Annotated in this window: 10 protein-coding genes; 9 read left to right on the plus strand and 1 reads right to left on the minus strand. The window is 34.9% G+C overall.

Going from position 1 to position 16108, the window contains the following annotated elements; genetic code table 11:
• Positions 1–5: 5 nt before the first annotated feature.
• Complete coding sequence (locus NWE55_RS08455) at positions 6–1352, minus strand: sigma-54-dependent transcriptional regulator (RefSeq protein ID WP_258204706.1); 1347 nt, start codon at positions 1350–1352, stop codon at positions 6–8.
• Positions 1353–1491: 139 nt separating this feature from the next.
• Between NWE55_RS08455 and NWE55_RS08460 the strand changes: the two genes are divergently transcribed.
• The 9 genes from NWE55_RS08460 to NWE55_RS08500 are packed head-to-tail and all read left to right on the plus strand — an operon-like array spanning position 1492 to position 16058.
• The gene (locus tag NWE55_RS08460; RefSeq protein WP_230381539.1) at positions 1492–2748 is read left to right on the plus strand and encodes an efflux RND transporter periplasmic adaptor subunit; all 1257 of its coding nucleotides are present in this window, start codon (positions 1492–1494) and stop codon (positions 2746–2748) included.
• Between the two features lie 25 nt (positions 2749–2773).
• Complete coding sequence (locus tag NWE55_RS08465) at positions 2774–3457, plus strand: ABC transporter ATP-binding protein (RefSeq protein WP_196216225.1); 684 nt, start codon at positions 2774–2776, stop codon at positions 3455–3457.
• Positions 3458–3460: 3 nt separating this feature from the next.
• Complete coding sequence (locus NWE55_RS08470) at positions 3461–4213, plus strand: GIN domain-containing protein (protein ID WP_155092682.1); 753 nt, start codon at positions 3461–3463, stop codon at positions 4211–4213.
• A 2-nt stretch (positions 4214–4215) separates the two neighbouring features.
• Positions 4216–6591 (plus strand): ABC transporter permease, encoded by a 2376-nt coding sequence (locus tag NWE55_RS08475; RefSeq protein WP_258204707.1) that lies wholly within the window; start codon positions 4216–4218, stop codon positions 6589–6591.
• 2 nt (positions 6592–6593) lie between these two features.
• Complete coding sequence (locus NWE55_RS08480; protein ID WP_258204708.1) at positions 6594–9014, plus strand: ABC transporter permease; 2421 nt, start codon at positions 6594–6596, stop codon at positions 9012–9014.
• Positions 9015–9016: 2 nt separating this feature from the next.
• Positions 9017–11470, plus strand: coding sequence for an ABC transporter permease (locus tag NWE55_RS08485; protein WP_155092684.1), 2454 nt, complete (start codon positions 9017–9019; stop codon positions 11468–11470).
• Positions 11471–11489: 19 nt separating this feature from the next.
• Positions 11490–12320: a GIN domain-containing protein gene (locus NWE55_RS08490; RefSeq protein WP_155092685.1), complete on the plus strand. Its 831-nt coding sequence runs from the start codon at positions 11490–11492 to the stop codon at positions 12318–12320.
• 20 nt (positions 12321–12340) lie between these two features.
• Positions 12341–14770, plus strand: coding sequence for an ABC transporter permease (locus tag NWE55_RS08495; RefSeq protein ID WP_258204709.1), 2430 nt, complete (start codon positions 12341–12343; stop codon positions 14768–14770).
• Entirely contained in the window at positions 14763–16058 is a 1296-nt protein-coding gene (locus NWE55_RS08500; protein ID WP_258204710.1) for a TolC family protein, read from the plus strand. Before NWE55_RS08495 ends, NWE55_RS08500 begins: the two co-directional genes overlap by 8 nt.
• The last annotated feature ends 50 nt before the right edge of the window (positions 16059–16108 follow it).

Below are 16108 nucleotides of genomic sequence, written 5' to 3' on the forward strand. Positions count from 1 at the left end.
TAACTTTAATTTTTAATATTGTATTTTTCTAATCGTCTATAAAGTGCAGCCCTTGACAAACCAAGTTCTTCTGCCGTTTGGGATATATTTCCCTCGTGTTTTTCAAGGCATTTGACAATAGAAATACGCTCCATATCTTGTAGGGTATTTTCTTCTTGATTTTGGGGTATGACCATTGTTAAGGAAATACCGAAATCGCTTATTGCCAAATCATTTTCTTCAGATAAGATCATCGCTCGTTCAATTCGGTTTTGCATTTCCCGAATATTACCCTTCCAATCGTACTGTTCAAGTGTTTCAAGGACATCTGTTTTGATATTGGGAATCGCGCGGTCGTATTTGTTTGCATACTGTTCCAGAAAGAAATTGACAAGGGGAATGATATCTTCTTTGCGTTCTCGCAATGGAGGTAGATTCAAAACAACCGTATTGATTCGATAGTATAAGTCTTCTCTGAAGAGTTTGTTTTGTACTTCTTGTTCTAAGTCAGTATTCGTAGCTGTAATGATGCGTATATCCACTGCTCTCTGTTTAGATTCTCCCAGTCGAATCACACTTTTTGATTGGATCACTTGAAGTAATTTTGCTTGCAAGTGAAGGGGAACATTGCCAATTTCATCCAAAAAGATTGTACCGCCATTGGCTGCTTCGAATCGACCTTCTGTATCCTGTTTAGCATCTGTAAAAGCACCTTTAGCATAACCAAACAATTCACTTTCAAACAAATTCTCATTGAGTGAGCCTAAGTCAACGTGAATAAAAGGCTTGTCACGACGTGTAGAATTGTCGTGGATGTGTTTGGCAAGGACATATTTTCCCGTACCATTTTCTCCTAAGATTAAAGCATTAACATCTGTTTTGGCTACTCTATTTGCCATATTGTACACCTTTTCAATCGAAGGTGCTTGACCGACAAACACATTGTCTTTTTCTGGTAAGGCTAAGGATATTGCTTTTTTCTTGCGAGTTTGTTTGATTGCTACTTTGATGGTTTCTACTAAAGTTTCATTGCTCCAAGGTTTTAGTATATAGTCAATAGCCCCAAGCTTGATGCCCTCCACTGCAGTTTCAACATTTCCATAGGAAGTCATCAGTATAATTTGCGTTTTCGGAGAGATACGCTTTATTTCTTTAAACCAAAATATCCCCTCTTTTCCGTCTTCAAATCCAACTCTAAAATTCATGTCCAAAAGGATAACGTCCACTTCTTCTGTTGAGATGTATTCGATAGCCTTTTTTGGGTTCGTATTCGTATTTACTGTTTCGAAATGACGTTTTAAAAGCATTTTTGCAGCTATTAGAATCTCAGTGTTGTCATCGAGAATTAAAATATTAGCAATTGTTTTTTTCATAGTTAGTGGACGGTTTTACAAAATCGAACATAAAGGTGTTCATTATCGAACAGTCTGCTTTAGGTTCCATCTTGCAAGTTGTTGAATAATATGTTGTTAGCAATTCTTTATTAATTGGTATAGTTTTTCTTTTAAATACTTGAAAAAGAAAGACATGGATAGAGCATTGCCTCGTAAAAATAGAAAAAAAGTTAAAGTAATTGCAATTGTCGTGGCAATATTACTTTTAACTTTCGCTACTTATAAAACTTTCTTTCAAAATATCGCTTTGAATGTTGAGAGAAAAGAAGTTCGCATACGTGCGGTTGAGGAAGGTTTTTTTGAGGATTATATTTCCTTTCAGGGACAGGTTGAGCCTCTGCACTCCATGTTGATAAATATAGTTGAGGGAGGTGCTATTCAGGAGTTATTCATTGAGAATGGTGCGTTTGTAAAACAAGGAGACCCCTTAGTGAGATTGTATAATCCAAGTACGGAGTACAACTTTATGTCGCAGGAAAATGCGTTAATTGAGCAAATGAATAATCTGAATGTCAGTAAGATGAATATACGAAATCAAGAGATTAACTTGACAAAAGATCTTATTAGTGTTCAACATGATTATAAGGAGGCAGAGTTAATGTATGAGTTGAACAAAAAACTATATGATCAAGAGGTATTGTCGAAAAGTGATTGGGAACGCACAAAGGAATCTTTTCGTTATCAACAAGAGCGCAAGGCCTTAATCGAGGAAAGTATTAGCAAAGAAAAGCAGACAAGTGCTGTTCAGCTTACTCAGATAGAGCAATCTATGGTTGTCATGCAGAAGAGTCTTGTAAAGTTAAGAGAAAACAAAGAAAATTTCTTATTGACAGCTCCTATATCGGGTCGATTGTCATCTTTTGATGTAATTTTAGGAAAAACCTATGCTGCAGGTGAGAGCATTGGAAAGATAGACGTTATGAAGGGGTATAAATTAGTAGCACAGGTTGACGAGTTTTATCTTGAACGCATTCAGGTAGGTCAGAAAGGTCAAATCGATATGAAGGGACAATTGTTAGGGGTTGAGGTAAAGAAGATTATTCCGGAGGTAAAAAAGGGAAGGTTCGAAGTACAATTGGAGTTCTTAACAGATAAAGAATTGAAGCTTCAGGAAGGAAGCACCTTTGGTGTAAAATTATTCCTATCTGGAAAAGAGAAAAGGCTTTTATTGGCAAAGGGTAATTTTTACCAAGAGACATTAGGAGAATGGGTTTATGTCGTAAAGAACAATAGAGCTGAACGAAGAAAAATAGAAATAGGTAGAGAAAATCCAGCCTATTATGAGATAGTATCGGGGTTACAGCCAGGGGAAGAAGTGATAATATCGAGTTATAAAGATTATTTGAGAGTTGAATATTTAAATATTAAAAATTGAGATTATGGTAATACAGATTAAAGATATGTCTCGTGTGTTTCAAACAGAAGAGGTAGAGACAACAGCCCTTAATAAGGTGAATCTTGAGGTGAGAAAAGGAGAGTTTATCTCTGTAATGGGACCTTCAGGTTGTGGAAAGTCAACGTTGCTTAATATCATCGGATTACTTGATAGTGTAACAGGAGGTAGCTATCTCTTGTTAGACAAAGAAATGGTTGGACTAACTGAAGGACAGCGTTCACAAGTAAGAAAAGAGAATATTGGTTTTATCTTTCAGAACTTTAACTTGATAGATGAGTTATCAGTGTACGATAATATAGAGCTGCCTTTACTTTATAATAAAGTGGGGAGCAGTGAACGCAAAAAGCGTGTAATGGAAATTGCAGAACGCTTAAATATTGTTCACCGATTGAAACATTATCCTCAACAATTGTCAGGTGGTCAACAGCAGCGTGTTGCAGTAGGACGTGCTTTGGTTACAAATCCCAAGATTGTTTTAGCCGATGAGCCAACTGGAAATTTAGACAGTAAAAATGGGGGAGAAGTTATGGAGTTGTTAACTGAACTTCATCAACAAGGAGCGACTATAATTATGGTGACTCACTCTAACCATGATGCATCTTATTCAGAGCGTACTATTTTGATGAAAGACGGTATGATCCTATCTGAAAAGATCAATACAAAGATTGTTGATGTTTTTGCAGAATAAATTATGGTACGTATAATAATTAGTTTCTTCTTGTTTTTAATGTCTTGGGTGATGAGTGCCCAAACGACAAAAACAGTTGATATAACAGGGAGTATTGTTGCTCTGGATGTGTCTTACCCTATTAACGTCTATGTCGATGCGACGAAGGACGATAATGTCATAAAGGTTGAAGCAAAGGAAGATGTAATTGAGTATATCTCTGTAAGGCAGGTAGGTCAGAAAGTTGTTGTTGATGTAGATACTAAAAGTAAACGAAGAAATCTGGGAATTGGAACTGTAAATGTCTACCTCAGCCAAAAGAGTATTGAAAAGTTTTCGGTTAGTGCTGTTGCAAAAGTATATGTAAGCGGGAGGATGAAAGTGAATAGCCTTACTGTTGGCGTTGATGCGAATGGTGGTCTTCAAGGAGATTTTCAGGCAAATTCAGTGAGCTTGAATATAGATTCTGCTGGATGGTTTAAAGGGAATATATCAGCAACTTCTATAAAGGCAAATATAGATTCTGCTGCTAAGGTTACTGTCAGTGGAGATGTAGAGTCGCTAACTGTTAATGTCGATAGTGCAGCAACATTTGACGGTAAAGACTTAAAGGCTAAAAACGTCAAAGTGGAAGCAGATTCAATGGGGAAAGCATTGGTATATCCTACAGAAAGCCTAAATGCTTATGCAGATTCAATGGGAAAAGTGGTCTATTATAACACACCGAAAGAATTAAAGAAATATACTGACTCAATGGGGTCTGTGAAATCAAAGTAATAATGTTGCAGAATTGGCTTAAACTATATATTGCGTTCATCAATAAATCAAGGTATTTTTTTTTGTGGAATATCTTGGGATTAGCACTTGGAATCAGTGCGGTTGTACTTGGGACTATTCACTATCAAGATGAATATGGGTATAACCGTTGGATACCTGAGGTGGATAAGATATATGAAGTAAATATTGATGTAGGTACAGAAGCCAATTCAATTTATATACCTGCAGGGGTTGGGCCTTCTTTACAGCAAAATAGTTTGGTTGACAACTATTGTTATTTTGCAGTAGAGTACCTCGAATTTTATGCAGCAAGCACACTAAGTAATCGTGTGCAAAAGGGAATATTGAATACACAAAGGAGCTTTTTTGACTTTGTTCCCTTCTATTTTGTCTATGGAAGGGCAGATGAGGTTTTTCAAGATGACTATTCTATAGCTATCTCGAATGAGGTCGCTCAGTTTTTTTTTGGCGATAAGAATCCAATTGGCGATACGTTGTCTTTGGCTCATCAGCCTTATATAGTAAGAGGAGTGTATCAACTGAATAAGAATGTGACTATTCGACCACAGGTGGTACTGGCTAATATGGAATGGCATAAGGAGGAAAGTAAATCACTGTGGCAAGAAAATATTGGAGGCTTACTGGTAAAGATGAAGCACGAGGGAGATACGCTTTTGGTTTCAAGATATTTAGCAGATACATTTAAGCAACAAAAGCGAGCGAATAAGTTTTTTGATGAAGGAGAAGATGTTTCAGTTAGTTTATCCTCTTTTAGAGAAGGTAGGTTTGTTTCTAAACAGACTGCCCTTTTGGAAGGTAAGACAAAGCATGATACTGTTAACCTAATCACTGCTTGTTCTATTCTCATTTTTATACTGAGTATTCTAAATTATATCATATTAAATCAAACAAGTGTTTTAATAAGAGCCAAAGAGTTTAGTATTCGAAAAATAGTGGGAGCAAGTAAGTTTCAACTCGTTTTTCAGATCGTGTTTGAGACACTGCTCAACTTAATCTTATCACTACTTGTCACATTGGTATTTATAGAAATTAGCTTACCCGTATACAATCAGTTTTTGCACAAGACATTGCTGTTTTCTTTTGTTGAGTCATTTGATATTATCGCTATAATTAGTGTTGTTGTTATAGTATTAGGGGGATTTATCCCCGCTATTTATGCTAATTATATTACTCGTAAGCATATTGTCAATAAGGTACAGGGTTCATTATTGATTTCGATGAAATGGCGTATGTGTTTGGTTGTTTTACAGTTGATCATTGCCTTTTTCTTTATGATAGGAGCCTTGATTATTCACAGTCAGGTGGAGTATGTTAAGCGTCAACCATTAGGATTTGAATACGAGGAGGTTTTGCAAGTCAAATTATATACACAGCAAATTAGGCGTAAGTTCTACAAAGGAGAGAAGATAATCGACCAGATTAAAGAGATTAAAGGGGTTGACGGAGTTGCCTTATCTACTTTGTCATTTAAGAGCAAGTCAATGAGTAGTAATCATATAGCTTATTTTGGGCAACAGTTAGTAAGTGATTTTGTACTTGAAGGGGTAGATGACGAGTATCTTACATTAATAGGTTCGCGTGTTTTAGCTAAAGAAGTAGATATTCCTTCAGAAGTATCTACTGTTGTAGTTAATCAAAAGTTTGTTCAAAAAATGGGAGTTCCTATAGAGGAGGTTATAGGAGAAGTAATTTCATTTGAAGGAGTTACTTATGTTATAGAATCAGTTATAGCGGATTTTTACAATAGTGGATTTGAACAAAGAGTAAAGCCAACTATCTTTTTTAAATGGCGAGATATAGAATTTCTTCCCTATATGATAGAATCTTTATCAATTAAGATTGATAAGGACGAGAGTGAGGAAACAATGGAAAGGATTTTAGCTTACTGGATTGTGAATGTGGATGTGGAGTATCCATTCGAAGTGATGACGATTAAAGATCATATCGCTTTTACTTATGAAAGGGTAATTTCTCAACGCAATATGTTTGTCCTTTGGAATTTAGCAGTAGTGCTTATTTCACTTTTTGGATTATATGCAACATTGTCTTTTGTATTGGAACAGAAGATGAAGGAATTGGTTATCCGAAAAGTATTGGGAGCAAGTACAAGAACGCTTTTGATACAGTTGATATTTCCTTTTATAATAGCTGTTTTTATCTCTTTCTGTATCGCTGCTGTACCCACTTTCTTATTGATGGATAAATGGTTGCAACGCTTTGTATACAAAGAGGGTATATCATTTATGCCTTTTGTTATTTCCTTTCTTGTGCTGTTATTTATTGTGACAGCTATATTGTTACTGAAGGTATTGAAGGCTTTGAATTTTAAAGTAATAAACTATTTAAAACACGAATAGAGATGCTAAAGAACTGGTTGAAAATTTATTGGTACAATACGATGAAGCACAAGATGTACTTCTTGTTGACAGTGGTAGGATTGGCGATTGGTATTGCGTCAATTACATTGGCATCGTTATATTATCTGGAAGAGAAGAGCTATAATCAATGGAATCCGAATAAGGATGAGGTCTATGTAATTGAGAATTTAGGTAAACGAATGATGTATAGTTCACAACCTTTGACTTTAGGAAGGTATATTCACGATAATTCAGGCGCTGTAGAATCTTATATGTATTATGGATATTATAGATCAGTGACTGTTAATCGCAATGGAAAGTCTTTTGAAGTAAAGAAAGCACTTGATTCACAGAATACCTTTTTTTCATTCTTTCCCTATGATTTTGTATATGGTAATGCACAGACAGCATTAGTTAATTTGAATGATGTAGCATTAGAAGTGACTTTGGCTGAACGTATATTTGGTCAAGGGGTTAACCCTATTGGACAGGAGATTTTATTCGATGATCAGAACTATATTGTAGCAGGAGTATACGAAATTGGAAAGAAGAGAAGTTCGTTGATGCCTGAATTAGTGACTCATTCGTTAACGCAAGAAGCAATGACTAACAATGATTGGGGATCAGCCAGTACTCCAATGCTTGTTAAAACAAAAGATACTCATAGAGTAAGTGAAATCATCGAAAGTGTGATAGATGACAATCTCTATGCGGGAGCAGCCAAAGATAAAGGGATGAGTTTAGATGAGTATAAGAAAACCGTAATTGGTGATATGCTTACCAGACCTACTTTTTACTCTTTGAAAGATATACATATGATGAATGGCAAATACTTCTTTTCAGAGGCGAGCGCAAATTTGAATTTGTTGTATATAACAATTGGTTTATCTGTTGCTTTACTACTACTCTCGATTTTTAATTATATCAATTTGAGTTTAACCCAAATGATGGAAAGAGGCAAAGAAATAGGAGTACGTAAAGTATTAGGGGCAAAGCGAATGGATATTTATTTACAATGCATTTTTGAGTCGTCCTTAATGGTTCTCACAAGTTTTGTATTGGCTATTTGCGTTATGGAATTACTGTTGCCTTATATCAATATATTCTTGAATGTAAATATTAGTATCTCTTTTATACAGCATATATTTATTATAGTAGCTATTCTGATAGTGGTTATCGTGCTTTGCGGATTTGTCCCTGCTATGTATATCTCAAGACATAAAGCAATCAGTGTGCTGAAGGGGCGTATTGCTAATGATGCAAAGGGTAGCTTAATGCGTAACAGCTTATTGGTTTTGCAGTTTGTTATCGCTTGTTTTTTTATTATAGGCTCTATAATTATTAATAAACAAGTTAATTATATGCTCAACAAAGATCTCGGGTTCAAAGGAGATCAAATTATTTCAGTTCCTTTCTTATCAGAGACAAAATACGATAGCATTCGCTTTGATAAGTACAATAATTTTAAAACGGAAGTACAGAATGTAACTGGTGTAATTAATGTAACAGCTTCTTCAATGGTTTTTGGTCCATTAGGTGGTAGAAACGTGTTTTCTTTTTTTGAAAAGGGAGAGGACAAATTATTGGTTAGTCGCATTGTTTTAGATTATGATTATCTTGATGTTATGCAGATTAAACTTAAAGAGGGAAGAATGCTCTCAGATCAATTTGCATCAGACAGTATCAATAATGTTTTAGTCAATGAGGCATTTATCGAAATGTTTAATATCAAAGAACCTATTAATTCAGAAATAGTCAGTAATAAAAAGAAATATACAGTAGTAGGAGTTATACAAAACTTTAATTTAAGTGGTGTAGAGAATGGTATTAACCCTCAAGTATTTGCACATCACGCAACTTTTCAGGGTGCTAAGGGACTGTTTGAAGAGGTGTCAATCAAAGTAGAGCCAGAGCGAGTAGAACAAGTATTGAAGGACATAGAGAAACTATGGCTAAAGTACAATAATGAGAGTAAGATTCCTTTCGATTATGAGTTTGTAGACAAGCAGTTTGCCAAGACTTTTGACCGGGTATTATTAGAACGAAAGATGTTTGGTGTATTGAGCAATATTGTTGTATTCATTGCTTTATTTGGATTGTTTGCAGTATCGTCTTTTACGATAGGAACAAAGCTAAGAGAAGTAGCTATCCGCAAGGTACTTGGAGCTGAGACAACAGGCTTACTAAGACAGTTGTCGTATCAGTATGTTGTTTATTGTTTGGTTGGATTTGGTATAGCAGTATTCCCGAGTTATTACTTTTTAAATAAGTGGTTGGCAAACTATGCTTATCGCATAGAGATTGGATGGGGTGTGTACGTGTATAGTTTATTGTTGATTTTAGGATTGACATTGTTGATTGTTATCAGTCGTGCTTATAAGGCGACAAGAGTAGATGTATTAAAGTATATCAAATACGAATAAAAATGTTAAAGAACTGGTTGAAAATATATTGGTCTAATGTGTTGAAGAATAAAATCTATTTTATTCTGACATTAGTAAGTTTAGGGGTGGGGTTTGCTTCTGTTATACTGTCTTTTGTACATTATAGAGAAGAGGTTTCTTATGATCAAGATAACCCGAATAAAGACAATATCTTCACAGTAGAGTCTATTCTGAATACAGATACAAGTTGGATGAAGTTGCCTTATCCCTTTGGCTCTAAGCTACAAGAAGAGTCTTCTCATATCGTTGATTATACGTATATGGATAACTATTATGGGGAAGGAAAAATAGCTATAGGAGGAGTGATAAGAGAGGTAGAGAAGGTAGGTTTTGTAAAGTCTAACTTTTTTAGCTTTTTTCCATCAGAGATTATAAAAGGAGATAGAAGTAATCCATTTAGCGGACCTAATACTGCAGTGATTGCAGAGGAGTATGCAAAGCAATTGTTTGGAGATGAAGATCCAATAGGTAAAACCGTAGTTTGTTATAAAGAAAACTATGTCATTAGTGCTATTTATAAGTTAAAAGAGAGAAGAAGTTCTGTGATGGCTAACATTCTGGTTAATGCAGTAGATCAGTATGAAAAAGAGGGGATAGAACAATGGGGCAACTATAATTCAACTATTTGGTTAAAGTTAGATGATGCTAAGTATACAGCTGAAGTAGAGTGGCTGATAAAAGATATTTTGATTAGGTATGTATATGCGTCATTGGCTCAGGATAAAGGTATGAGTTTAGAGGAGTACATGGTAGAAGAAGAAGGAGTGACCTTGGACGAATTTAGAGCACTAAAGGACAAAGGGTATAAATTACATATTTTATCAGAACAAAGAATGCAGAAGAGATCTGAATTAAGTGGTACACCTGAAGGGGCAACTAATGTTGGGAGATTAAATATAATTATCGGACTTTCTCTGCTGATATTGATATTATCAGTGTTTAACTATATCAACTTAAGTACTGCTCAGGCAATCAGTCGTACACGAGAAGTAGGAATTAGAAAGACATTAGGTGCGACTAAGAAGAACCTTATTTTTCAAGGGTTATTTGAAGCTTTCATCACATCAGCATTAGCTTGTATCATTGCCTTTGTATTGATTGAATTTACAATACCTTGGTTAAGGGTTTTTCTCAATTCACAGATGGAAGTAGAAGGAGCTTATATATTGCCGTGGTTATTGTTGTTCATGGTATGTGTGATTCTTTTGGTCGGTATCATTCCTGCTTTATTTACTGCGAGTTTTAAAACGTTAGAGGTGCTAAAAGGCGAGGTAAATAAGAGTAAGAAAGGCAAGACATTAAAGAACGTTATGTTAGTCGTGCAGTTTACGGTGGCTTGCTTTTTTATGGTGGGTAGTTATATCGTATATGAGCAGGTGACATATATGATGAATAAGGATCTTGGATTTAAGGGAGATCAAGTTGTCATTATTCCTTATTTATATAAAGGACCTCATGGAGAGAAGCTGAATGTTTATCACTCTCTTAAGGAAGAGATAATGACACTAAATGGGGTTGAAGATATTTCGATTGCTTCTATTGGTATCGGTAGTAATTTCGGTAGTTCATCTAGTTTTTTGTACAAGGGCAATAGGGTGCAGGGGATCAATGTAGGAATGGATTATAACTATTTAGATGTATTAGATATTAAAATGAAAGAGGGTAGAAGTTTGTCGTCTGAATTTTCCACTGATTCTATCTCTAATATATTGATTAGTGAGCGCACTGTTTACGAGATGAAAGAAGAGAATCCTATAGGGAAGACTATAGAGTGGAACGATAGAAAATTAACTATAGTGGGAGTCGTTAAAGATTTTAATCTATATAATTTGAAAGCCGATTATGCTCCTCTTGTTTTCTTTAGTTTAAAAACCATTTCATGGGTGGGATTAAATAGCAGACAGATTACAGTCAAAGTTAAAGGAGATAATGTTGAAAAAACGATGAATGAAATAGCAAAGATATGGGAGAGAAGAGATGTTTCAGAAGAGCCTTTTAGTTATGAGTTTTTGAATAAAAAGTATGCAAAGACATTTAACAATGTAAAGAAAGAGAGAGACGTTTTTCTAACGCTTAACGCAATTGTTGTGTTTATCGCCTTATTTGGACTGTATAGCTTGGCTTCTTTTAATATTAATAACCGCTTAAAGGAAGTAGCTATTCGCAAAGTATTAGGAGCAAGTGCTTCAAGTTTGCTAAAGCAGTTATCGATGCAATATGTAATGATGTGTTTAATAGGATTTGGTATAGCTATATTCCCGAGTTATTACTTTTTGAATAAGTGGTTAAGTGATTATGCTTTTAGAATTGATATCAGTGTCATGCCTTTTGTAGTGAGTCTTTTACTAATTCTCTTATTAACAGGGATAGTTGTTTTTATTAAAGCCTGGTCAGCGACGAAGATCAATGTATTGAAGTACATCAAGTATGAATAACCATAAAACAAATTTAAATATGAAAAAAATAGTCATGTTCTTCTTATTAGTAGGAGGAAGTGTATTTGCACAGTCAAAAGAAACACGTCAAGTGAACGATTTTAGTTCCGTTAAATCTTCACAGGCAATAGAAGTAAACTTTACTTACGGTGAGTCGAAGAGTGTAGTAGTTGAGGTGGAGAAATCTGAGAATATGAAAGATGTAAAGACGGAGGTTACTGCTACAGGAGAATTGCAGATTTATATTGAACAGAAGAAGAAAAACAGAAAGAACTGGGGCTTTAATTCGAGTGAATTTGGCAAAGTAACAGTAACCGTTAGTAATCCTACTTTAGAAGGAGTAAGAGCATCATCTTCATCTAAGTTTAACTTATTGAACAAGGTTATTGCAAAGTCATTTGACGTGAAGACGAGTAGTTCAGCAAAGTTTACAGGAGCGTTAGTACAAGCTGATAATTTGAATATTGAATGTAGTTCATCTTCTAAAGTGCAAGGTGAGTTTGAAGTGATGAATAAGACTTCTGCAAGCGCTAGCTCTTCTGCGAGTATAGATATCTCTTTAAAGACAAGTGATGTAAGTCTTGGAGTGAGTAGTTCTGCAAGAATGAGTTTATCTGGAAAGGCTGATTCAGTGAATGCTACTGCGTCAAGCAGTGGGAATATAAAAGCTGGTGACTTTACAACTAAGGTATTAGAAGGCAAGGCAAGTTCGTCTGGTTCTATGGTGTTTAATGTAACTGATGAGGTATCTGGTAGAGCGAGTTCTTCAGGACGTGTTTTATATACAGGAGGAGCTAAGATAGTGAGTTCAAACACTTCCTCTTCAGGACAAGTAAAAAATATAGATTAATTAAATAAATAAGGATTCTAATGATTAACAACTGGTTTAAGTTATATCTAAGGTATTTCTGGAAGAATAAGTTCTTCACTATTTTAAATGTTCTGGGATTATCTATTGGGGTAACTGCCTTATTATTAGTATTAATATATTGGCATAATGAACATAGTTACAATCAATGGAATCCTTACAAGGATAGAGTATATGAGGTTTATAGTGCGGGGTTTGAAGATGGGGAAATAAGTCCTTGGTTACCTGCTCCTATGGCGACGCAAATTGAGGAGCTTTCAGATGTTGTTGAATCATATACTTTTTTGTGGAACTTCACTCGCAGAAAGAGTATTGTCGTTGGAGATAAGCAAGATTTTATATTTAATATAGCTGATCACCAGGCTTCTTATCTCGATATGTTTCCTTTTCCTGCAGTATATGGGTCTATAAAGAGCTATCAAGATAATAAAGACAATGCTATCGCATTAGAACATCAACAAGCTATTCGCCTATTTGGTGAAGGAGTAGATCCAGTTGGAAAAGAGATTGAATTAGATGGAGGAAAGCATGTTGTTGTTCGTTTAGTTTATCAAATTCCTTCGGCGACATCTAATGCTCCTAATGCACTTGTATCTTATGGAGCAGAGCAGATGATTAAAGATAATATCAATATTTGGGGTGATTATAATTATAATATCCTGATAAAATTAAAAGAGGGCGTTCAACTCGATATAGTAAAAGACAGAGTCATCAATACACTTTATCAACCTTTCTTAACAAGTTATGCTAAAAGTGAGGGGATTACCGAAGACGAGTACCGTGCGAAGTATCTGAAGGAAGATCAGTACGTGTTTTTTGATTTAGAATCTGCTCATCTTAATCCGAAATCTCAGATATATGGAAGTGGGAGTAATGCAAAGAAAATATTGACGAGTATGTTAGTTGTTTCTTTGTTGTTATTGCTATTGTCTATTTTCAATGCTGTTAACTTAAGCATGGTACAGAGTTTCAAACGTGCAAGAGAAGTAGGTATTCGAAAGGCATTAGGAGGTGCGAGATCAAATATAATCAGTCAATTTGTGTTTGAATCCCTTTTGACAATTCTCATGTCTCTTATAATCGCTTTGTTTTTAGTGGAATTGTTGTTGCCATATTTTAATTTATTAGTAGACAGAGCACTTGTTTTCTATATAAGTGATTTTATAGTTGAATTGTCTATTGTGGTCGTTGTTATACTTTTATTATCAGCTATATTACCTGCTCTTTTCGCCGCATCTTTTAATCCCTTGAAAGTGCTAAAAGGAAACTTTGTAAGAAGTAAATCAGGAGTTGTTATTCGCAATATCTTCTTGGTCTTGCAATTTGTTATTGCCTTCTTCTTTTTGACGATAGCTTTGTTTATGAATAAGCAAATAACGTATCTCATAAATCAAAACCTTGGATTTAAAGGGGAGCAAATTGTAAATATAAAATACGAACTATCGGGCTTCCAAAATCGAGATGAGGTATTTAAAGACTTTAAGGATGACTTTTTAAAGATTCAAGGAGTAGAAGGAGTAACCGCTCATTCTTTTAAAATTGGACAACAAGTAGGAAGTTCTTCTACTAATTTCATTGGAGATGTTTCATTGCATAGTGGTAATATAGTTGTAGATCATAGCTTTTTAGATGTTATGGGAATTCAATTAAAGGAAGGAAGGTTTTTTGATCCAGAGTTACGAACGGATAATAGTGAAAAGGTCTTAGTTAATGAAGCATTTGAGAAGGCATTTAATTTTAAAGAGGGAGTGATTGGCAAAGAGATTCGTTGGAATAATAGAGTATTTCAGATTATTGGTGTTGTCAAGAATTTTAATTTACACGGTTTTAATACGGAAGTATCTCCTCAAACTTATTTCTTAGGTGACTCAGTAGGATGGTTTCATCATCTGTTAGGAACTATATCTGTCAAGCTGAAGACAGATGATGTGCAAGGTACATTATTTCGTATAGAGAAGTTTTGGAAAGATCGCGTAGAGCCAGTATACCCTATGGAATATGGTTTTGCAAATGAACAGTTTGCCAATACGTACCGCCAAGCAACGTATCAAAAAACATTGTTCTTTGTACTAATGAGTATATCTGTATTTACGGCACTTATAGGGCTATTGTCTATTGTGTCGTTCAGTATTGAGAATAGATTAAAAGAAGTTGCTATCCGAAAAGTTATGGGTGCCGATTCGAGAAAGTTGACTGTTGCTTTGTCGAGAAGTTTTATGCTGTACTGTGTACTCGGATTCTGTATCTCTGTGTACCCTGTTTATTTTGCTGTTCAACTGTGGTTAGAAGATTTTGCATACCGTGAAGCGATAACGGCAGTGCCTTTTATAATAGCATTTAGTAGTTTGTTTTTATTATCTATCCTATTAGTGATATGGAAGGCAAGGAAGGCAACGCGTATTGACGTTTTAAAATATATAAAGTATGAGTAAGAATTGGTGTTTAGTATTGACTATTCTGTTCAGTGTTGTCGGAGTAGCTCAGGAGAAGTGGACTTTGGAGTACTGTGTAGAAAAAGGAAAAGAGAATAGTTTAAAACTAATGGTAGCTGCTTTAGAAACACAAGTTGTAGAGCGTCAGAAACAAAGTGTAGTTTCCTATTATTTACCCAATATCGGAGTAAATGGCAATCAAGGTTATAATTTTGGATCAGCGATTGATCCGACGACTAATAGCAGAGTCAGTTCAAATATTGCATCTACTCAGCTTTCTTTGGATGCTAATGTAGAGCTTTTTAACTGGTCTAATATTGTGAAATATCAACAAGAAAGCCTGGCCTTGAATATGTCAGAACTTTCTGAACAAGAAGTTTTGTTTCACTATCAGAGTTCTTTGCTTCTTCGCTTTTATGAGATAGTAGGCTTGCAAGAGTATTTGAAAATCCAAGTAGAACAATTGAAGAATAGTGAGACAAATTACAAGCGCGTATTAAAAGAAGTAGATGCTGGAGCTAAGCCTAATAGTGATTTGTATGACATTGAGTATATTTATAACAGCGAGCAAATAGCAATAGAAAGAACCCAAAATAACCTGTATAATCAAAAGTTACAGTTTTTACATTTCCTCAATATGAGTGACAGTCAAGTGGAGTTATTTGAATTAGTAAATAACACGGAATCTATTGGACTTTTTACGGATTATTTGTTTAATCCAAGGTTGGAAAAACAACGTTTAAATAGCCTTTTCTTGCAAAAAGAGAAGCAATTGATAAGTTCTCAAAGTTTACCAAAACTTTCTGTAAGTTATCAATATGGATCATTCTATTCAAAACCCTTTAATACAGCTTTAGATGCACAGGTAAATGCCTTCTCTAAGCAGTTAGGCGACAACAAAAGTCACTATGTTGGTATCCGCCTTAGTATTCCTGTTTTTACGGGAGGAGTTGTGATTAGGCAGGTGAGAACAAAGAATACTGAAATAGCGCTTAACGATTTGAAAATTAAGGAAATTGAGCTTGAATTAAACAACGAAAATACACAGTTAGAACACGAGATTCAGCAATTAAAAACACTGGAGAAAAACTTGATAAAAAGTATTGAAATGTCCGAAAAGTCATTTACGACAACACAAGTGAAATACGAAAATGGCAAGGTAGATATCTTCTCTTTTAATTCAGCAAAAAACCAATTGCTTACTTCTCAATATGCATTGGTGAAGAATAACTTGGATCGTCAATTTTTAGAAAAAAGATTAGCGTTGAATAATAGCAATAAGCTCTGATACTGAGTTTAAAGGCTTATTTGTATTTAGAATATATTAACACTAAAATC

It is taken from the genome of Myroides albus (assembly GCF_024722315.1).
GTDB lineage: Bacteria > Bacteroidota > Bacteroidia > Flavobacteriales > Flavobacteriaceae > Flavobacterium > Flavobacterium album_A.

What these genes read in the sequence shown, in the direction of transcription:
- NWE55_RS08470 (WP_155092682.1), top strand. Translation starts at nt 3,461, where the DNA reads ATGGTACGTATAATAATTAGTTTCTTCTTGTTTTTAATGTCTTGGGTG.
- NWE55_RS08475 (WP_258204707.1), top strand. Translation starts at nt 4,216, where the DNA reads ATGTTGCAGAATTGGCTTAAACTATATATTGCGTTCATCAATAAATCA.
- NWE55_RS08495 (WP_258204709.1), top strand. Translation starts at nt 12,341, where the DNA reads ATGATTAACAACTGGTTTAAGTTATATCTAAGGTATTTCTGGAAGAAT.
- NWE55_RS08455 (WP_258204706.1), bottom strand. Translation starts at nt 1,352, where the DNA reads ATGAAAAAAACAATTGCTAATATTTTAATTCTCGATGACAACACTGAG.
- NWE55_RS08480 (WP_258204708.1), top strand. Translation starts at nt 6,594, where the DNA reads ATGCTAAAGAACTGGTTGAAAATTTATTGGTACAATACGATGAAGCAC.
- NWE55_RS08465 (WP_196216225.1), top strand. Translation starts at nt 2,774, where the DNA reads ATGTCTCGTGTGTTTCAAACAGAAGAGGTAGAGACAACAGCCCTTAAT.
- NWE55_RS08490 (WP_155092685.1), top strand. Translation starts at nt 11,490, where the DNA reads ATGAAAAAAATAGTCATGTTCTTCTTATTAGTAGGAGGAAGTGTATTT.
- NWE55_RS08500 (WP_258204710.1), top strand. Translation starts at nt 14,763, where the DNA reads ATGAGTAAGAATTGGTGTTTAGTATTGACTATTCTGTTCAGTGTTGTC.
- NWE55_RS08485 (WP_155092684.1), top strand. Translation starts at nt 9,017, where the DNA reads ATGTTAAAGAACTGGTTGAAAATATATTGGTCTAATGTGTTGAAGAAT.